At 64.4% G+C, this 19090-nt stretch carries 21 protein-coding genes; 10 read left to right on the top strand and 11 right to left on the bottom strand.

Going from position 1 to position 19090, the window contains the following annotated elements:
* Nucleotides 1-112: 112 nt before the first annotated feature.
* The gene (locus tag IVA98_RS21755) at nt 113-760 is read right to left on the bottom strand and encodes an EF-hand domain-containing protein (protein ID WP_247355495.1); all 648 of its coding nucleotides are present in this window, start codon (nt 758-760) and stop codon (nt 113-115) included.
* Between IVA98_RS21755 and IVA98_RS21760 the strand changes: the two genes are divergently transcribed.
* The 5 genes from IVA98_RS21760 (at nt 759) to IVA98_RS21780 (ending at nt 2560) form a co-directional block, all read left to right on the top strand.
* Nucleotides 759-989 carry a hypothetical protein gene (locus IVA98_RS21760; protein ID WP_247296709.1) on the top strand — a complete coding sequence of 77 codons (231 nt, stop codon included), beginning with the start codon at nt 759-761 and terminating at the stop codon, nt 987-989. The two genes, IVA98_RS21755 and IVA98_RS21760, sit on opposite strands and share 2 nt — an antisense overlap.
* A 177-nt stretch (nt 990-1166) precedes the next feature.
* On the top strand, nt 1167-1868 hold the full coding sequence (gene rpe, locus IVA98_RS21765; RefSeq protein WP_247296618.1) for a ribulose-phosphate 3-epimerase: 702 nt from the start codon (nt 1167-1169) through the stop codon (nt 1866-1868).
* A 149-nt stretch (nt 1869-2017) separates the two neighbouring features.
* Nucleotides 2018-2161 (top strand): hypothetical protein, encoded by a 144-nt coding sequence (locus tag IVA98_RS21770; RefSeq protein ID WP_247334490.1) that lies wholly within the window; start codon nt 2018-2020, stop codon nt 2159-2161.
* Nucleotides 2162-2165: 4 nt separating this feature from the next.
* Nucleotides 2166-2345 (top strand): hypothetical protein, encoded by a 180-nt coding sequence (locus IVA98_RS21775; RefSeq protein ID WP_247334489.1) that lies wholly within the window; start codon nt 2166-2168, stop codon nt 2343-2345.
* Nucleotides 2346-2368: 23 nt separating this feature from the next.
* Nucleotides 2369-2560, top strand: coding sequence for a hypothetical protein (locus IVA98_RS21780; protein ID WP_247334488.1), 192 nt, complete (start codon nt 2369-2371; stop codon nt 2558-2560).
* A 22-nt stretch (nt 2561-2582) separates the two neighbouring features.
* Here IVA98_RS21780 and IVA98_RS21785 read toward each other — a convergent pair whose 3' ends face one another.
* The 5 genes from IVA98_RS21785 to IVA98_RS21805 all read right to left on the bottom strand — a co-directional run bounded on the left by IVA98_RS21785 (nt 2583) and on the right by IVA98_RS21805 (nt 6922).
* A complete protein-coding gene (locus IVA98_RS21785; RefSeq protein WP_247355496.1) occupies nt 2583-4022 on the bottom strand; it encodes a serine/threonine protein kinase in 1440 nt (479 codons plus the stop codon).
* A gap of 5 nt (nt 4023-4027) precedes the next feature.
* Complete coding sequence (locus IVA98_RS21790; RefSeq protein ID WP_247296610.1) at nt 4028-4768, bottom strand: metallophosphoesterase family protein; 741 nt, start codon at nt 4766-4768, stop codon at nt 4028-4030.
* Between the two features lie 117 nt (nt 4769-4885).
* Entirely contained in the window at nt 4886-5491 is a 606-nt protein-coding gene (locus IVA98_RS21795) for a hypothetical protein (RefSeq protein WP_247296608.1), read from the bottom strand.
* Nucleotides 5484-6155: a DUF2135 domain-containing protein gene (locus IVA98_RS21800; RefSeq protein WP_247296606.1), complete on the bottom strand. Its 672-nt coding sequence runs from the start codon at nt 6153-6155 to the stop codon at nt 5484-5486. Before IVA98_RS21800 ends, IVA98_RS21795 begins: the two co-directional genes overlap by 8 nt.
* On the bottom strand, nt 6152-6922 hold the full coding sequence (locus IVA98_RS21805; protein ID WP_247296604.1) for a MotA/TolQ/ExbB proton channel family protein: 771 nt from the start codon (nt 6920-6922) through the stop codon (nt 6152-6154). Before IVA98_RS21805 ends, IVA98_RS21800 begins: the two co-directional genes overlap by 4 nt.
* 214 nt (nt 6923-7136) lie before the next feature.
* Here IVA98_RS21805 and IVA98_RS21810 point away from each other — a divergent pair, with 214 nt between their 5' ends.
* From IVA98_RS21810 to IVA98_RS21820, 3 genes are all read left to right on the top strand, one after another.
* Entirely contained in the window at nt 7137-8507 is a 1371-nt protein-coding gene (locus IVA98_RS21810) for a sensor histidine kinase (RefSeq protein WP_247355497.1), read from the top strand.
* 7 nt (nt 8508-8514) lie between these two features.
* Nucleotides 8515-9168: a response regulator gene (locus IVA98_RS21815; protein WP_247296599.1), complete on the top strand. Its 654-nt coding sequence runs from the start codon at nt 8515-8517 to the stop codon at nt 9166-9168.
* 103 nt (nt 9169-9271) lie between these two features.
* On the top strand, nt 9272-9577 hold the full coding sequence (locus tag IVA98_RS21820; RefSeq protein ID WP_247334485.1) for a hypothetical protein: 306 nt from the start codon (nt 9272-9274) through the stop codon (nt 9575-9577).
* A 33-nt stretch (nt 9578-9610) separates the two neighbouring features.
* On the opposite strand, the gene IVA98_RS21825 is transcribed toward IVA98_RS21820, so the two are convergent.
* Entirely contained in the window at nt 9611-10198 is a 588-nt protein-coding gene (locus IVA98_RS21825) for a TetR/AcrR family transcriptional regulator (RefSeq protein ID WP_247296598.1), read from the bottom strand.
* A gap of 557 nt (nt 10199-10755) precedes the next feature.
* On the opposite strand from IVA98_RS21825, the gene purB reads away from it, so the two are divergent.
* A complete protein-coding gene (gene purB / locus IVA98_RS21830) occupies nt 10756-12063 on the top strand; it encodes an adenylosuccinate lyase (RefSeq protein ID WP_247334483.1) in 1308 nt (435 codons plus the stop codon).
* Between the two features lie 147 nt (nt 12064-12210).
* Complete coding sequence (locus tag IVA98_RS21835) at nt 12211-13380, top strand: M20 aminoacylase family protein (protein WP_247355498.1); 1170 nt, start codon at nt 12211-12213, stop codon at nt 13378-13380.
* 388 nt (nt 13381-13768) lie between these two features.
* Here the strand turns inward: IVA98_RS21835 and IVA98_RS21840 are convergent, their stop codons facing one another.
* From IVA98_RS21840 to IVA98_RS21855, 4 genes are all read right to left on the bottom strand, one after another.
* Nucleotides 13769-15574 carry a caspase family protein gene (locus tag IVA98_RS21840; RefSeq protein WP_247355549.1) on the bottom strand — a complete coding sequence of 602 codons (1806 nt, stop codon included), beginning with the start codon at nt 15572-15574 and terminating at the stop codon, nt 13769-13771.
* 203 nt (nt 15575-15777) lie between these two features.
* The gene (locus IVA98_RS21845) at nt 15778-17685 is read right to left on the bottom strand and encodes an acyl-CoA synthetase (protein WP_247355499.1); all 1908 of its coding nucleotides are present in this window, start codon (nt 17683-17685) and stop codon (nt 15778-15780) included.
* Between the two features lie 173 nt (nt 17686-17858).
* Nucleotides 17859-18680, bottom strand: a complete 822-nt coding sequence (locus IVA98_RS21850) for a hypothetical protein (protein WP_247355500.1) — start codon at nt 18678-18680, stop codon at nt 17859-17861.
* Nucleotide 18681: 1 nt separating this feature from the next.
* Nucleotides 18682-19026: a hypothetical protein gene (locus IVA98_RS21855; protein WP_247296591.1), complete on the bottom strand. Its 345-nt coding sequence runs from the start codon at nt 19024-19026 to the stop codon at nt 18682-18684.
* Nucleotides 19027-19090: the final 64 nt, after the last annotated feature.

The following is a 19090-nucleotide window of genomic DNA, read 5'->3' on the forward strand; positions in this document are numbered from 1 at the left end:
CGCCATGCCCGCCGGCCTCCAATCCCGGCGGCAAGCTTGAATCATCAAAACGCTGATTTGTGAATCCCCAGCGATTCAGTCCGATGGGCTAACGCTCTAGCCTGGATCCCGCTCACACGCTCATTGACGTCGAGGAAGCGGTGGACGCGGTCTGCGCCTGGCGCTGCATCATCTGCCCCAACCAGTCATACGGCGAATTGCCGCCACCATTCGCGGTTGACGAGCGGGACGCGCCAGGGACCATCGTCGACATCTTGAAGCCGTCCGCATAGGTGACGGTCGTGATGGTCGAGCCATCGGCATTGGTCGTCGTCGAGGTCGATCCTCTGCTTGCCTTCGACGAGGACTCCGATCCGCCGCCCGACGCATCGCCCGATCCGCTGGCGCCTTGCGCCTGATGGCGGCCATGACCGCTCGTCAGCGCCTTCGTCATTTCGCCGAGGTTGATGCTGCCATCCGAATTTGCATCCATCTTCGAGAACACGTCATCGGCCTGTGCGAGATTGGTGCCGCCGGCACTGAGCGCGTCATCGAACTCGGCCTTGGTGATCTTGCGGTCGCCGTCCGCATCGATCTGCGAGAACAGATCTTTCAGCGCCGCCTCCCGGCCCTTCGAGGTCGAGTGCGCCGAACTCGATGAGGTCGAACCGGTCGCGCCGCTCGCACCATCGGTCGACTGACTCTGCGCGGCGAGCAGCGCCGTCATGGTCACGGGCGCGATCTGTGGCGGACTGGCTGAGCCGACCAACGAGGTCGTCATGCTGCTGCTGTCGATCGCGAACGGGTTGGTCGCGCCTTGCGAAGTTCCGATCTTATGCGTCGACCCGGCCTTCTGCGTTGCCGACGACGACTTCGAGTTCGTCAACGACTGGATCGCGTCGAGCGCACTCGATACCGCGCCAAGGGCAAACAACATTGCACAACTCCAAGCGATGCGGCATGCCGCGGCCAATGTTCCGACGACGTCAGCAAGCGTCGTGCCAGCGTGAAAAGCTCAACAAAATCCGCCTTCGCTGCGCCTTGCACGGCCCGGGAACACCGGCAATTCGTGCCGGTCGCGGCAGAAATTTCCGCCCACAGGAAGCAGCCTCCCCCTGCATTGCCCGCCGCAGAGGCCCATGTTAGGCGAGGCCATTCTTCTTCGGCCGCCACCCGGAAAACGCGCCATGACCCAAGCTTTCGCCCCCCGTCCCCTGGCCATCGCGCCCTCGATCCTGGCCTCCGACTTCTCAAGGCTCGGCGAGGAGGTGCGCGCGGTGGACGCGGCAGGCGCCGACTGGATCCATCTCGATGTGATGGATGGACACTTCGTTCCCAACATCTCCTACGGTCCCGAGGTCATCAAGGCGATGCGCCCGCATACGAAGAAGATCTTCGACGCGCATCTGATGATCTCGCCCTGCGACCCCTATCTTGAGGCATTCGCGAAAGCCGGCTGCGACCACATCACGGTGCATGCGGAGGCAGGTCCCCATCTGCACCGTTCACTCCAGGCCATTCGCGGCCTCGGCAAGAAGGCGGGCGTGTCGCTCAACCCAGGCACGCCGATCAGCGCGCTCGAATACGTCCTCGACCTGGTCGACCTCGTGCTGGTGATGTCGGTCAATCCCGGCTTCGGCGGCCAGGCCTTCATCCCCTCCGCGATCGGCAAGATCCGCGACATCCGCGCGATGATTGCGGGACGCCCGATCGACATCGAGGTCGATGGCGGTGTTGGTCCTGACGTTGCCGGCGCGCTCGCGGCCGCCGGCGCCAACGCCTTCGTCGCCGGCACCTCCGTGTTCAGGGGCGGCACGCAGGAGGCCTACAAGACCAACATCGCGGCCATCCGCAACGCGGCTGCAGGCGCACGCGGCGAAGCGATTTGAGCTGGATCGGGAGTCCGCAAACCTGCGGCTCCCAACTCTTGCGGCGGGCAATGCCCAAAACGGAAATCTTGATCCGTACTCATCCGGACTTCCCTGATTCGCGCAAATCACCGCAAGTGACTCCTGCCTGCTTTTGACGGGAGCACATCATGACGACGACCCTGGTTTGGACTGGCGTAGCGTTATGGTTTGGATTGAATGCTGCGATTGCAGCTCGCAGCCTCTACATGGCGCGACCGGTGAAGGCCGCATCCTCTGCCCGCATCATTCACCTTCAGCGTCGCCGGGAGTGATGCCATGCAGCTCGCACTCGTGAAACGTCAGCCGAAGCGCAGGTGCCGTATTCCGCGGCGACCGCATCCGAATCTCGACTACTTCTTCGGCCGCCTCGAACGCGCCGATCGCACGCGGAACGACGATGCCCGGCCCGACAATGCGGACGTCGACCATTCGCTTGCCGCGCAGCGCAGACACTGAGATCTCCTTTTCTGGACCGTCCCATGAGACCGCATTGCCCGAACTGCCTGAAGGAAATGACCAAGGCATCCGCGTCGCGTAACCTGTTCAATTGCGAACCCTGCCGCGAGATCATCCAGTATTTCGGCGGCAGCGCGGATCAGGGCGAGGCCGGCCCGCAATTCTCCTGGCCCATCCGCCGTAAGCACGCGGCTCACACCGCCCACGCGGCCTGATCCGCCGTTTGAAGGCGCAGCCCTATCCGGCCGCCTCACCGTCATCCGCTTCAGCCACATCCCCCGCCATGCGCGGCGGCCGCACAATGGTGACGGTACAGCTCGCCTCCGAGGCCACCTTGGCCGAGACGCTGCCGAGCAAGGTGCGCCTGAACGAGCCTTGCCGCGCGCCGATGATGACATGGTCGACATGGTTGACCTCGGCGAACTCCAGGATCGCAGCGGCGGGATCGACGGCCTCCAGCACATGGACCGACAACCGGCTCTCGTCCAGCTTGAGCGGCGCCGCCCAATGCCGGAGCGCCACCAGGCGGTCGATATGCTTGTTGGAGCCCTGCTCGTCGAGCGTCCGATCGATCGCGATGCGATTGAGCTTGAGCACGTTGAGGCAGGCCAGCCGCGCCGAGGGCAACGTGGCGAGAATGCGCTCGGTCGTCACGCGCAGTGCCTCGTTTAGCTCCGGTGCGCCCTCCACCATGTCGAGCGCGATCGCAAGAATTGGGCTCGACGCGATCTGCGCCGCGACATCCGATTTCGCTCGTGGCTGCATGACGCCTTGATTGAAGCGGCGCCGCCACACCACGCCAAGGGAATCACGCTTCAGCCGTTCCGCGCGCGCGGTGAGCTTGACCTGGTCCGGATGGGTGAGATCGAAGGCGAGCTGGGACGCCGTCGGATAACGCCACACCGGCTCGATCTCGAGGCAGCGCAGCACCACCTCCTGGAGCCAGGGCGGATAGTCGGCGCGCAATGCGCGCGGCGGATAGGGATCGCGCCACAGCCGGCGCCGCATCGCGCGCAACGTTTCACCCTCGCCGAAGGGACGCTCGCCCGTGGTGAAGAAATAGAGCAGCACGCCGAGCGAGAACAGGTCACTGCGCGGATCGTCGCGCACGCCTAGCAGCCGCTCGGGTGCCATGTAGGGCGCGGTTCCGTAAGGCAGACGAAATTCTTCCTGCAACAGGTCAGGCAGATGGTTGTGGTGCGACAGGCCGTAGTCGATCAGCACCGCCTCGCCACTGTCGCGGAACATGATGCTGCTCGGCTTGATGTCGTGATGAATCACGTTCTGCCGATGCAGGTCGGCGAGCGCGGCCGCGATCTTCGCCACGAGCTGCCGCGCCTCGTCATAAGGCAGCGGCAAGTCCGGCAGTCGCTTGTAGAGCGTCGCCCCGGGGATACGCTCGATCACGACATAGGCCTGATGCGCGAAATCCCCGGTGCCGAAGCAGGCCGGCACGTGCGGCCCCGCAACCCGCGGCAGGATCATCATCTCCATCTCGAACGAGACGATCGCCGCGGGATCCTCACCTTCCGACACCCGCGGGATCTTCATCAGCAAGGGCATGTCGATGCCGGGATGAGTGACGGTCCACAACGTCGCCATGCCGCCGGCATGAACGCATTCGCCGATGGTGAAACCGTCGATCTCCGCACCTGATCTGACCAGGGATTTCGGCATCGCCGTCAGCGCCCCTGCGACAGGCGGTCGGCCAGCCAATGCGGCAGGCCGTTGTCGCGGATCCTGCCGGCCGCGGTCGCGACGTCATAAGGCGCGCGGCAATAGGTGATCTGGCACGAGACCGTGTCGAACAGCACGAAGGCCGCGGACGGATCGCCGTCGCGAGGCTGGCCGACCGAACCGAGCACGGCAAGCCATTGCCGCCCGCGCAGGAGCTGCACGGAGACATCGGTCTTCGGCACGAAGCTCGTCATCTTCGCCGTCACCGACATCGAATAGAGCGCAGGTCTGTGGATGTGACCGCAGAAGGTGATATGCGCGGGTGTCGCGATCAGGCTCTTGGCGGCATCCGCCGTCGACCGGACATAGTGCCAGCGCTGCGGGCTGGAGGCTTCCGAATGCACGAACAGGCGGCCGTCGTTCTCCACCAGCATCGGCAATTCGGCCAAAAACCGACGCTGCGCGCTGTCGAGCCGGCCGCGAGTCCATTCGATCGCAACCTGCGCCTCGGCGTTCATGGTCTCCGCCGAGGAATTGACCGCCTGGTCGTGATTGCCGCGCACGGCGATGGCGCCGCCGGCAACGAGCTCCATCGCGGTGTCCACGACCCATTCCGGATCGGCGCCATAGCCGACGAAATCACCGAGCAGGATGAAGCGCTCCGCGCCTTTCGCGCGGGCCATCTTCAGGCACGCCTCGAACGCCTGCCGGTTGCCGTGGATATCCGAGAAGATAGCTAGGAGCACGCACCCTCCACCCTCAAAATCTTATCGGAAGCCGATAAGGCCAAATTGAGGGACGTCAAGAACATGCGCCGGCGCGTGCCGGTTTTCCAGCGGGACGCTGCCGCGATGGTGAAGGGCCTATTGCTCGTCCTTTGGCGGCATCCGCGGCGGCGGCAGCGGCGTGAACACGACGCCCTGCGCGCCGGCCGGCGGGGCGTTGAACTCGCCGGTCGAAGAATCGCCGCCGCTGGTCTCCAAAATCGTCTTCGGCGTCACATATTCTCGCACCATGTCGATCAGGCTGCCGTCACCGCCGCCGAAGTCGGCGGCGCGCCCGCCCTGCGGATGCCCAGCCGCGATCTCGTTCTGCGCTGCATGGGTCTTGTCGGCCAGCCTGTCGTCATAGGGCACCCGGAAGGCCCGCGGAATGCCGCTCGGCCGATTGTCCTCGTCGAGCGCCTCGACCCAGAGATAGATCGAGCCGGGATCGCCCTCCAGCGAATGCGGCTCGACGATACGGGCCTGGAGCAGCTTGAAGGCGGTCGGCATCCGGTCGGAGCTGGCCCAGCCGAGCAGCCCGCGCATTTCGGTGAAGCTGACTATATAGAAGGCGCTGGTGATGACGACGGCCGTCGCCTTCAGGACCCAGTGCAGCCGCGCATAGACCAGCACCACCAGCAGCAGCGCGCCGATCACGGCATAGGCGACCGACAAGGTGAGGATGACCGTTTGCAGATTACTCACGGCGCACCCTCACCCGGGTCTTCGGATCGACATCAGCGCCGTTGCGCCAGCTGCTGCGGAACGTCTCCAGCAGCGATTTCGGCCGCTGGTCCACATTGACGACCTTGCCTTCGGCATCGAGCCGGAACCGGACCGCGGTCTTCTCGTCGCCGGTGTGATCGAGCGTGAACTTGTTGTCGAAGACGACCTGCGCGGTCGGATTGAGCTTCTGCACCTTCACATTGGCAGTCACGGGCTCGCCGGTCGTCGCCACGAAATGCGAGACGTTGACGGTGTATTCGCCGGCGACGATGCCCCGCACCGTGACAATCTCCTCGCGGATGGGCGAGGCGATCTTCTTGCCGTTGACGATGATGAAGTCATTCGCCCCGCCGCGGTCGTCGCGATCGAGGGTGAGGAAGCCGGCCTCGCGGTGGCGATACCAGGCGATGTTGCCGGCGGGGTCCTGCACGAACAGGTCGAGATCATCGGGGTGGTTGTCCGGCCAGTCCAGCGTGATCATGAACTCGGCCTTGGAGTCGATCTTGCCCTCCTTGGCGTCCGGGGAGACCGCGAGCAGCGCCAGGAAAAACAGGAAGGCGATCACCTGGAGCGCCTTGAACAGCATCACGCCGAGCGGATCGAACGGCTCCTCGCGCGGATAGAGACCGAAATCATCCATCATGACGGCGATCCAGCACCCTTGTGCTCCAGGACCGGCGTCACATAGGTCTCGGTCAGCACCACCGCATCCGAGAACACACGCTGGGTCGCGGCATCGAGCATGTAGTACTGGATGCGGACCAGGATCGAGCCGACGAGGCCGGCCAGCGTCGTGTACATCGCCACCGCCATGCCGTCGCTCATCAGCCCCATCGAGGACCGCATCGCGGCCTTGTCGGCGGCATCGAGACCCGCGATGGGCGCCAGCATGATGATGAAGCCGATGATGGTGCCGAGCAGGCCGAGCTTCATCAAGGTGTCCGAGACGAAGGCGCCAAAACCGTTGGAGCCGCGCAGCCGGTCGGCGAGCGTCCGCAGCAGCAGCGTCTGGTCGACCGGCCGGTAGCCTTGCGCAGCGGCCTTGGTCACAAGGCTCTCGATGTGATCGCGCACCAGGCCGCGCGGAAGCGCTGTCGCGCTAGTATCGAGCGCCTTGCTGCCGCCGGCGGCCGACAGCACCGCCCGGCAGCGCCGTGCCGCTGCTCCCTCCCGCGCGATCGCGCGCGTCCGCAGGAAGCAGTGGCCGCAGGTGACGACGTAAAGCACCGCGATCACGCTCGAAATGTAGGTGCGGTCCGAGGTCAGCATCAGGTGAATCAGTCCGAAGCGCCACAACAGCACGATGGCGAAGATCGAGAGCCCGGTGAAGATCATCCAGAACAGCAGCGCGCTGCGCTCGGTCGGGTCGGCAGCGTGGCCCGCGATCGGCCCAATCGTCATCGAACTCATGCTGCACTGCTCCTGGCTTGCGACGATTGGCCAAGAAAGATTGGCCTAGAAGGATTCTTCGGCCGATTAGATCAAAACCGCCGCGCCAGGTCCAAAGAGCCATGCCCAATCCGGCTTGGGAAATTTGCCCGAGCTGCCATCCTGCCGTTCCCCGCAATTGGCAAGGCGCGGCGGCGTTGTTAGGCTGAGCTTACCAAAGGTTGGGGGTGATCGCATGCGCCTCGTGCTTCAGCTCGTCGCCCGTCTGCTGCTCATCGTGGCGCTGTGCCTGGGAGCAGCGACGGTATGGGCGACGTTCGACGCCTATCGCAGCATCGACCGGGCGACCGCGGCTTCCGCACAAAGGGTCGCGCAGGCGCTTCAGGCGCTATATTGGCGCGAGCTCTTGTTGCGCAGCAGCAGAGCACGTGAACATCTGTTGCCGGTTCCGGACTGGCGTTCGCTGGAGACAATGAAGCTGATATCGCCCGGTGTCTGCGTCGAGTTCCAGCCGGCTACGGCGTTCGAGAAGCCGCTCTGCGGTCAGAGCCAAGGCATCGGCAAGACGCCGCCGCATTGGTTCGCATCGATCGTGCCGACCTTCCTCGGCAGCCATGCCGAGGTGGTGCGGCCCGTTAGTCCGCGCGCGGCGGCCGCCGGCACGGTGGTTGCAACGCCGGACGCCGCCGCCGCGATCTCGCTCGCCTGGGAGTACATCCTCAACGTGATCGACGTTGCGCTCTTGATGGGGGCGGCAATCGCGCTGCTGGCTTCGCTCGCGATCGCGCACGCGCTGGCGCCGGCACGCACCATCGTCATCGCGTTGCAGCGCATGGCGCGCGGCCAGTATCGCACGAAGCTGCCGCGCTTCCGCTCGATGGAGCTTGCGATGATCGGCAGCGCCGTCGATGCGCTCGGCGGCCGGCTGGAGGAAGCGACCGAGCAGCGCGCGGCGCTGACGCGGCGGCTGATCGAGATCCGCGACGACGAACGCCGCGCGCTCGCCCGGGAGCTGCACGACGAATTCGGACAAAATCTCTCCGCCATCCTCGCCTTCGCCAACACCATCGAGACGGCGAGCGCGAAGGATAACAGGGATAAAGGCATCGCGCAGGATGCGCGGATGATCTCACAGGCCACCCATCATCTGATGGCCTCGCTGCGCGATGCGCTGAAGCGGCTGCGCAATCCCCTGCCCGAGGAGCTCGGGCTCGAGGCAAGTCTCGTAAATTTGGTAGATAGCTGGCGTTCGCAGAGTGCGGCGCGGCCGACAATCCAGCTCGACCTCAGGGGCGATCTTACCGATATCAGCGGCCCGGCGGCCATCACCGCCTATCGCGTGGCGCAGGAATGCCTGACCAACGCCCTGCGCCACAGCTCCGCGCGCGAGATCTCGCTACGCGTTGAGCGGCGCGCGGGCGAGCACGACGCGCTCCTGATCCGGGTCGAAGACGATGGCGGCGGCGATGCCAAGCGCGTCGCGCAATCGGCCGGACTCGGCCTCACCGGCATCCGCGAACGCCTTGCAGCCGCCGGTGGATCACTCTCGATCCTGCCTGCGAATCGCGGCCTCAGCGTGGCCGCCACCATCCCGCTCGCCGCATGAGGCCGACGTGAACGATGTCGCGGCAACAGGCATCTCCGTGCTACTGGTCGACGACCACCCGATCGTGCGGCAGGGCTACCGGCGCGTGCTGGAAAGCCAGGGCGATCTTCGTGTCGTCGCGGAAGCCGACAACGCTGCGGACGCCTATAGCGCCTTCAAGGCGCATGACCCCGACGTCGTCGTGCTTGATATCTCGATGCCCGGCGCGAGCGGGCTGGAAGCGATCCGCAACATCCGCGCACGCAGCCCGCGGGCGCGGATTCTGGTTTTCACCATGCACAACGAAGCCGTGCTGGTGAAAGCCGCCTTCGGCGCAGGCGCCTCTGGCTTCGTCACCAAGAGCAGCGAGCCGTCCGCGGTCGTGAATGCGATCCGCAGCGTGGCGCGCGGCGAGCGCGCCATGAGCGACGACATCGCGCATATTCTCGCCGAGGACAGCCTATCGCCGACGGGTTCAGCGCTGGATCAGCTGGGCGAGCGGGAGATCGAGATCCTACGCCAATTCGCCGGCGGCGCTACCACCGAGCAGATTGCAGCGCATCTCAATCTCAGTGTGAAAACAGTCCAGAACTACCATTATCTGATCAAATCAAAGACCGGCGCACGCACGGATGCACAGCTCGTGCGGCTCGCAGCAACGTGCGGACTGACGAGGATCTAGCAGCAAAGCTGCCGCACTCCGTCTTGAAGCTCGTCAATCTGCCGAACGAATTGGAACGGAGCCCATCCGGCTCCGGTTAGTACGGCAGAAGGAGTAAAGGGTCATGAGTAAGGGTCATCACAACGCAGTCGACCATCCCCCGATCATCACTGTAGGCGAGCTCATCGACGAACTCTGCCGTCTGCCGGACACCGCCGTCGTCCACTTCCGCTGCCCCATGCTCGATCAGGAGCTAACCTTCTACCGCCTGCGCAAGCGGTCAAAGGACGCCGTCGAAATCGCAGTCAATGCATACCCGGAAAGTCCCCCGGTGGTGCCATCGTCCGACCCGAACTTCCATGCGCGGAGACGCTCGGCTTCGGCGCCCCCGGCTCGCAATGGTAGCTTTCTTCACAAGGCGAGAGGTTGATGGCCCTCGCGCCAATTGGGCAGGTGGCGTGGCCTAACCCGCCTTCAATCCGCGCAGCAGTAGCGCCAGCGTTGCATCGACCCGCGCGGAAAGATCGGCGTCCTTCCACTCGTCGGCATGGGCCGGATGGTGGAAGCGGACGGTGGCATCGAAAATGGCGCGCGCGGTCGTCTTGACGTCGTCCACCTCGAATACGCCCTGCTTGATGCCGTCGGCCAGGATCGCCGCGATCTGGTCGATCATGGTGTCCTTGTGACATTTGACGGCTGCGCAGGCCTCGCGCGCCAGCGTCAGATAAGTCTGGAACATCTCGGGGTCGTCGAGGACGCGCGAACGCTTGGCGGCGAACAGCGTGCGCAGCCAGCGGCTGAGCCTATCAGGCGCGGGGCCCTGCTCCTCGGCGATCGCGCGCAACGGCGCGTCGATGCGGTCGAGCCAGCGTTTGGCAACGGCTTCGCGCAGCGAGGCCTTGCTCGGGAAATGGCGATAGACGCTGCCGTGGCTCACATCGAGCGCACGGGCAACGTCGACCACGGTGGCCTTGGCAAGTCCGAAGCGCCTGAGCACGTCCTCGGTGACTTCGAGGATTCGCTCCGGCGTCAAGACAACAGCTTCATTCATGCCAGCACCATTGTTCCCGTTCAGGGCTCAGTTACCCGGCAGTAGGGCTGTTTCCGAAGCGCCCTCGCCGGTCGTTTCGGAAAGCCTATGCCTTAATGAGGCAGTTTTGCAGCCTGCGCCGCGATCTGGCGCGCCACCAGTAAATTGAGCCAATGCCCAATCATGCCGGTGAAATTGAGGATTTCGGTCGTCATGTCTTAAGTCTCCATTCGTCCGCTTTCCCCGTTCTTCAATCGGCCCTCCGATCCGAGCTTGCTTCGGATGTCGGGCTCCCCGGGGCTTATCGCGGGACGCCCGATCGGAGCGTCCGGAGACGGATATACACATAGCGCTGACAGATTTCAATATCTGTCAGTCAATGATCCGTGATTGATAGCTGATCTTTGGTCCGGCGCGGGCCGGCTTCGCCCCACCGGTGGATAGTTGCCCCGTACCCGGGCCCGGATCGTTTGTTTCGTCCTCCCCGCTCTGCTAAATCGCGGCGTAAAAAGCATTTTGGCCGGAGCCCGCGCCCCCAGATCCCCAGGGGTGTCCCGCCCACCTCTTGGAGCCGTCAGATGATCCCCCGCTATACCCGCCCGGAAATGGCCTCGATCTGGGAGCCGCAAACCCGGTTCAAGATCTGGTTCGAGATCGAGGCGCACGCGGCGGACGCGCTCGCCGAGCTTGGCACCATCCCCAAGGAGGCTGCCAAGACGGTCTGGGCCAAGGCCAAGGACGCCATTTTCGACGTCGGCCGCATCGACGAGATCGAGCGCGAGACCAAGCACGACGTCATCGCCTTTCTCACCCACCTTGCCGAGATCGTCGGTCCCGAGGCACGCTTCGTGCACCAGGGCATGACCTCCTCCGACGTGCTCGACACCTGCCTCAACGTCCAGCTCACCCGCGCCGCCGACCTGCTGCTCGCCGACATCGACAAGGTGCTGGCCGCCCTGAAGAAGCGCGCCTTCGAGCATAAGATGACGCCGACCATCGGCCGTAGCCATGGCATTCACGCCGAGCCCGTCACCTTCGGCCTCAAGCTCGCTTATGCCTATGCCGAATTTACGCGCGCGAAGGAACGTCTGGTCGCGGCGCGCAAGGAGGTCGCGACCTGCGCCATCTCCGGCGCCGTCGGCACATTTGCGCAAATCGATCCGCGCGTCGAAGAGCACGTGGCCAAGGCCATGGGCCTCGTACCGGAGCCGATCTCGACCCAGGTGATCCCGCGCGATCGCCACGCGATGTATTTCTCGACCCTCGGCGTGATCGCCTCTTCCATCGAGCGCATCGCCGTGGAGATTCGCCACATGCAGCGCACCGAGGTGCTGGAGGTCGAAGAGTTCTTCTCGGAGGGGCAGAAGGGCTCGTCCGCGATGCCGCACAAGCGTAATCCGGTGCTGTCGGAAAACCTCACGGGCCTGTCGCGCATGGTGCGGGCCTATGTGACGCCGGCACTGGAGAACGTCGTGCTCTGGCACGAGCGCGACATCTCGCACTCTTCCGCCGAGCGCATGATGGGCCCGGACGCGACGGTGACCCTCGACTTCGCGCTGGTGCGCCTCGCCGGCCTGATCGACAAGCTCGTGGTGTACCCCGCCAACATGCAGAAGAATCTCGACCGCCTCGGCGGCCTCGTGCACTCCCAGCGCGTCCTGCTGGCCTTGACGCAGAAGGGCGCCAGCCGCGAGGATTCTTACAAGCTCGTGCAGCGCAACGCGATGCCGGTCTGGCGCGGCGAAGGCGACTTCCTTCAGCTTCTGAAGAAGGACACTGAGGTGAAGAAGTATCTTACCGACGCCGAGATCGAGGAGCAGTTCGACCTCGGCTATCACCTCAAGCACGTCGACACGATCTTCAAGCGCGTGTTCGGACAGAGCTGAATTTTCTTCGTCATTCCGGGGTACGCGAAGCGTGAGCCCGGAATCTCGCGCTACAATCTCCAGATTCTCTGGTGCACAGATGCGCACCATAGCTCGATGCTTCGCATCCCTCCGGAATGGCAAGAACCCACAAGAGACGGATCCCTCATGCCCATCGTCAATCGCGTTGCCGCCCTCTCCGACGAAATGGCCGCCTGGCGCCATGACTTCCACGAGAATCCGGAGCTGCTCTACGAAGTCCACCGCACCGCCGGCATCGTCGCCGATAAGCTGCGCGAGTTCGGCTGCGACGAGGTGGTGACGGGCATCGGCCGCACCGGCGTGGTCGGCGTGATCCGCGGCCGCAAGTCGGCGTCTGGCAACACGATCGGCCTGCGCGCCGACATGGACGCGCTGCCGATCATGGAGACCTCGGGCGTGCCCTACGCCTCCAAGGTCCCGGGCAAGATGCACGCCTGCGGCCATGACGGCCACACCGCCATGCTTCTCGGCGCTGCCAAATATCTCGCCGAGACGCGCAATTTCGACGGCACGGCCGTGTTGATCTTCCAGCCGGCCGAGGAAGGCGGCGGCGGTGGCAAGGCCATGGTCGAGGACGGGCTGATGACGCGCTGGAACATCCAGGAGGTCTACGGCATGCACAACATGCCGAACCTGCCCGAAGGTCATTTCGCAACTACCCCTGGCGCGATGCTCGCCTCGTCCGACAACATCCAGATCACCGTTCACGGCAAGGGCGGTCACGCCGGCGCGGGTCCGCACAAATCGATCGACAGCGTGCTGATCGGCTCGCAGATCGTGGGTGCGCTACAATCGATCGTCGCTCGCAACGTCGATCCGCTGAAGTCGGCCGTCATCTCGATCACGCAATTCCACGCCGGCACGGCCTTCAACATCATCCCGGAGGTCGCCGAGCTCGCGGGCACCGTGCGCACGCTCGATCCAGAAGTGCGCGATCTCGTCGAGCGCCGCATCGGCGAAGTCGCCGACAGTGTCGCCCGCGCCTATGGCGGTTCGGCCGACACGAAGTACACGCGGATGTATCCGGTGACGATGAACCACGCACGCGAGGCCGGCATTGCCGCCGACGTCGCCCGCGACATCGTCGGCACCGAGCGCGTCAACGACAAGTTCATTCCCATAATGGGCGCCGAAGATTTCTCATTCATGCTGGAAGCCCGCCCCGGCGCGATGATTTTGGTCGGCATGGGCGACGGCAACGAGTGCCACCACCCGGCCTATGTCTTCAACGACAACATTTTGGGCCACGGCGCCTCGTTCTGGGCGCGGCTGATCGAGACGCGGCTGCCGGCGTAGAGTCTGTAGTGGACTAGCCGAAGGCGTAACCCACCATTTTTCTGTCGACGCGGACGTAAAGTGGTCGGCTACACTTGCTAACTCACCCGACTCAATCGCAGACGTCTCTCGTCCGGCCAACCCTCACTGAACTCGCATCAGCGGTGCTAGCGCGCTCCATTCTGCATCCGTTGCCGACAAGCTGGCAGCATTGCCTCAACCTGGGCGCGCTCGGCAACGAGCCTCACCTTCTCCTGCTCGGCCGCCTTCGCCTTTTGCTCGGCTGCGGCACGCGTGTCTTCCGGCAGTGCTCTTCAGCACATCATCGCGCACGAAGCCAAACGCTTTGCGCAGGTCCAGGCCGAGAGCTCTAAGCGCGACGAGTACGCTCGAAATGAACGCTTGATCATCAGTTGCATATTTCGGCAGGTATTTTAGACGCCGGATTGGAAGGATGATTGGCCGTCCCGAGCCGGCACCCTTTGGCAATCGGCCTGCACCCGGCCGCGTTGCAGATCACCTGACCAGATGCCTGCGGCGCTGAGGGCGCGGCTTCCGTTTGTTTTCGGTCCCGATCCCGCCTCTTCGAATCCTCGCGCGTCGCAACCGGCTTCTTCTCCGGGATCTTCGCGCACTCATTGTCGTCACCGACGCGATAGCCGGCACGGCAGGTGATCTTCACGCATTGGTCGCCGTCGGCCTTGAAGCCGAAATTGCACACCAGCGGGCAGACGCGCCCCGGCTTCGCCTTCAGCGCATCGAGTGCGTCGCTGCTTGCGAGCTTCACGTCGAACTGGGTGCCGGCATATTTGTTGAACAGCGTCAGCGAGCGCTGCGCGGCCGAAGTCCACTCGCCCTCTGCAGCCGAGGTGAGGCAGCCGACCCGGCGCAGTTCGCTCTGCACCGATTTGGCGAGCTCAGCTGCGGATAATGTCGAGGTCGGTGCAGGCGAGAGCGCGGCCACCTTCTGGTTCTCAACTTCGGGAATCTGCCGGTCGGCCGCCGGCTTTGCGGCCTGCTCCGCTTTCCCTGCCGCCTGCTTTGCAGCGAGTTCGGCCTTGGCTTTCTCCGCTGCTTGCTTCTCGGCCAATGCCTTCGCCGCCGCCGCTTCGGCCACCTTGCGCTGTTGCTCGGCGGCCTCGGCCCTCGCCTGCTCGATCTGCTTCTGCTTCTCGGCCGCAATCCGCGCCTCCTCGGCGGCCTTGGCCGCCGCGGCCGCCTTCTCCTGCTCGGCCTTCTGGGCGCGCTCGGCAACGAGCCTCGCCTTCTCCTGCTCGGCGGCCTTTGCCTTCTGTTCGGCCCCCGCGCGCGTCTCCTCGGCGGCGATCTTGTTCAACTGCCCCTTGGCGAGGTTGGCGTAGAAGCCGTCCGGATACGCCGCCAGAAACGCTTCCCAGCCGTCGCGCGTGCCGAGTTGGAGCGCCAGCTCGTAATCCCTGCGAACGGCCTCCTGCGGGTTAGCCTGCGGACCGGTCGCGGCCGGCTTGACCGCGACTAACGGCACGTCGTCGCCGCCGAGTGAGCCGTAGACATAGGGCTCCTGCTTGTAGCTGGTCGCCTTGAGCACGTCGTCGCGCACGAAGCCGAAGGCCTTGCGCAGATCAAGACCCGGCTTCGGCAGGTGCTCGACCAGCGCGGCGGCGAACGGGCTGTTTCGGGAATCGCCATCCGATGCCGTCGATCCTGCTTTGGCGGCGAATGCGATCATCGTATTCGGGCTGGTGGGCTCGACCTTGGCCAGGCCGCGCCCGACCGCGCGCGAGGCCAGCGTGCGCTTCATCGTTTTCGCAAACGGATTGTCCCGGCACGCATCCAGGATGATCAGGCGCAGCTGCTTGGCCGGCTCGACTGCGAACAATGCCCGCTCGACTGGGATGGTCTCGTCGAGAACGTCGCCGTCCGTCTCCAGCGTGGCGTCGGTCGGAATGAGATAGTTGTTGCCGTCGAGCTCGATACCGTGGCCGGCGTAATAGATCACCGCCATCTCCGCATCACGCGACCTGCCGGCAAATTCGCGCAGCATACGCCGCATCTCGCTGGCGCTGAGGTCGAGCCTGACGTCCACAGAATCGAAGCCAGCCTTCTTGAACATGCCGCCGACCAAGGTGGCGTCGTTCACGGGATTGCCGAGCTTCGGTGCGCTCTTGTAGGCGGAATTGCCGATGACGAGCGCGACCCGGCGGTCGGCATGCGCCGGTCCGCAGGCAAGGCCCATCGCAAATATCAAAAAAGCAAACAGCCGAAACGGAATCACTTGCGTCCCCCCGGATGCAATTCCCTGAGACTATTCGGTAGCGTCGCCGATTGCTAATTCTTCCTATGTGATACCGGTCACAGAGAGGTCCTCAAAACAGGGGTATGGATAATGCGGCGAAGCGTCGCCCTGCTGCCCAGCTGACCCCGCGGCCTTTCGGGCCGCTACGCTTGCACCACCTCGTGGCGCATCACGAATGGTGCCAGCAGCGCGTGCACCTCGCCCGCGACCGCTTCGCGCTGGCCCGCCGGCAAGCCGGTCAGCGTCACGATGGCGATGGAGCCGTGGCTGCCGTGCGGACCGACCTTGACCTTGCAATCGATGCCGCGCTCGACCAGCGGTGCCAGCACCTTAGTGAACACACGCTGCGCTGCGTCCCAGCGCAGCTGCGGCTTGAACACTTTGCCGACGCCCGTCAGCGGCATCGGATCGATCGGAATGACCTGCACCGGCACGGCGGCGCGCTCCGGCGTGCGCTCGCGCACCCACGCTTCGAGCTCGCCCGGCTCGACGCTCGCGCCGGGCTTCAACTGCACGTACCCCACCGGCAATTCGCCAGCATAGGCGTCGGGCTGGCCAACCACGGCGGCGAAGCCGACGGCGGGATGTCTGAACATGATCTCCTCGATCGGCGCCGGATCGATGTTGTGGCCGCCGCGGATCACGAGGTCCTTGGCGCGGCCCGTGATCCAGAGATAGCCGTCAGCATCGAGGCGACCGAGATCGCCGGAATTGACCCAGACCTCGTCGATGAAAGCGCCCTTGTTGTGCTCGTCGTTGAGATAGCCGCCGAACACGCCGGGCCCGGCCATGATGACGACGCCGATCTCGTCGGGCGCGCAATCGCGGATCAGGCGTCCCTCGGCATCGAGCTGCACGATGCGCACGCGCGCGTAAGGCATGGGAAGGCCGACCGAGCCAAGCCGGATCGGCCGCGACGGATAGGCCAGCGTGTGCACGCTCGAGGTCTCCGTCATACCGTAGACCTCGATCACCGGCAGCTTCAGTTTCTCCTGAATCGCCGAGCCGACCGCGACCGGAATCGACGAGCCGCCACCTGCCGCATATTTCAGGCTCGAAATATCCGCGTTACCCGGCGGCACCGCCAGCGCGGCAGCGAGCACCGTCGGCACGCTCGACAGCGCCTCGGGCTTGAAGCGCTCGACCAGCCCCCAGATGTTCTTCACCGCATTCGGATTGCGCCAGCCGCTCGGCGACAGCACGACCAGCGAGCCGCCGCTTGACAGCGTCAGCAACGCCTGTGTCAGCGAGCCCCCGACGTGGAACAGAGGCATGCCGAACAGCAGGTTTGCGCCGGGCTTGGGCTTCAGCAGCAGATTGAGCGCCCAGGCCTGATAGACCTGGTTGGCATGGGTGTGCCGCACCAGCTTCGGCGTGCCGGTGGTGCCACCGGTGTGGAAATAGGCGGCGATGTCGCTGCCCAAGATCTTGCGGCCGCTGATAAGCCGGTCCGCCGGTTGCTGCTTGATCAGGTCGCTGAAGGTAAAGATGCCATTCGCCGGATCGCCGCCGCCGAACACCTGCACGATTGCCTTGAGATGCTTGAGTTGCGGCCGGATCTGCTCGACCTTCTGCCAGATGTCGGTGCCCGGCATCGGCCCAAGCGCCACCAGGATTTTCGTGTTCGCAGCCTCCAGGATCTCCGCGATCTGGTGCGGCTGGAGCAGCGGATTAACGGGATTGGCGATGCCGGCGGCTTCGGCGCCGAACAATGTCACGAAGGCGTCCGGCACCAGCGGCAGCATGAAGCTGATGACGTCGCCCTTCTCCGCGCCCAGCGCGTGAAACATGTTGGCCGCCTGCGTGACGCGCGCCATGAAATCGCGATACGTGACCACGACCGGCGTGTCGGCAGGATCGGCGTTTTGCAGGAACTGGATCGCCGCCCCGTCGGGGTTGCGCGCTGCACCCAGCCGGATCGCGTCATACGTGCTCTCGGCTGCGACGCGATCGGCGTAAGGAACCTGCTCGAAGGCCCGGACCTCCGCGTCCGTCAACAAATCCGGATAGTCGTTGCCGATGAGCCGATCGAGCGCATGGATGCCCGCCATGGATTTCCGTCCTCCCTCAGATGCATGTCCCCACCCTTCTTGTGACATTTTGGTTCGGCGGGGCCTCGACCGATGACCCGTCGAGCGCGGACAGAATGATGGATGATTTGGCGTTCGTCCATGGCCGATGCCATTGGCCACACGCTGCGACCCGCCGTTGTCCCCTTGAGGAGTTACGGGCGGTCGGGCGTCCAGCCCACCGCGTTGAAATCGGCTGGAGCCGGCATCACTTCCGGCTCGGCAGTCGGCTTTCGCAGGATTGCATTCGCGAGGTCCGAATCTGCGACCTCGAGCGGGACGCTCGCCTTGCTTACGGCAAGTATCCCGATCAGCTCCGCCGGCGCGGCCATCACGTAGCCGTCCGCAATTTCAATCAGACGAAGCACCTCGTCACGAATGAAAGGCGCCGACCATTCCGACGGCAGGCCCCTTACGGCGGCAAATTCCTCGGCCGGGATCGACAACGCATGCCGACGGACTTCTTCGATGGTTCGACGCGGAGAGAAATTGGGCGGCTTGCCCGCCGCAGCGAGCACGAGCGGCCCGAGCGGACAGTAGTCGCGACCGATGGCCACGAGATCGGCGATGTCGCGCGCCTTCGAACGACCTGCGGCGGCTAGCACCTTGTTGACGGCAAGATCGGCTTGATGAAGGCGGGCCCCCCATTCCTCATCTCGAATGAGCGGAAAGAATCGGAGCTTCGTCTCGGCGAACCATTGAATGATTGTCGACTCGCCATCGCGCGAAACGGTTGCATCGACGCAGCCATAGATGATGAAGTCCCGCTGCGCCTTGAAGCCGGCTGCATCGAGGGCGGCCAGATCGGACTTTGCCGCCTCGGTCACTTCCTCATCGCTGTCGTGGAAAATGTCGATGCCGTCGGATCGTCTCTGCCAATCCTTGTTGAGCATCAAACCGCCGGCAAGATAGCTGCTCTCCGAGCGGTTCTTGGCAAGAAGCCGCAGGATGTCGCTCTGTAGCTTGCTTAGAGCCATCTTAGTCCTCGCACGCGTTGACCCGATCCAGCATCTTCCTGCCCATCGCAAACGCCCTTGCGTCGCCGCGATCGATCATTGCGCGGGCAGCGACCGCGGCACGTGACCGGAGATCGGGAAGCCGATCGAGATCGACATTGTCGAGTATGCGCGGTCCATACAGACGAAGCGCATTGTCGAGGAGTGATTGGAGCTCTTTGGTCAGGCGATATTCCGCCCGCATGCGCGAGGCCATCACCAGAAGCTCGTTGCGAGCAGTCGGCGGAATCAGGACCTCGACACGCACCAGATCTGCGGCGCCGCCTTCGCTTCGGTATTTCCTAACACGCTTGTTCGCGGGAACCACGTCGGCCTTGCTCCTTTGAACAAGATCTATCACGCGTATCCCGGTTACGCAACTTCGTAACCTG

It is taken from the genome of Bradyrhizobium sp. 160, assembly GCF_023073735.1.
Classification (GTDB): domain Bacteria; phylum Pseudomonadota; class Alphaproteobacteria; order Rhizobiales; family Xanthobacteraceae; genus Bradyrhizobium.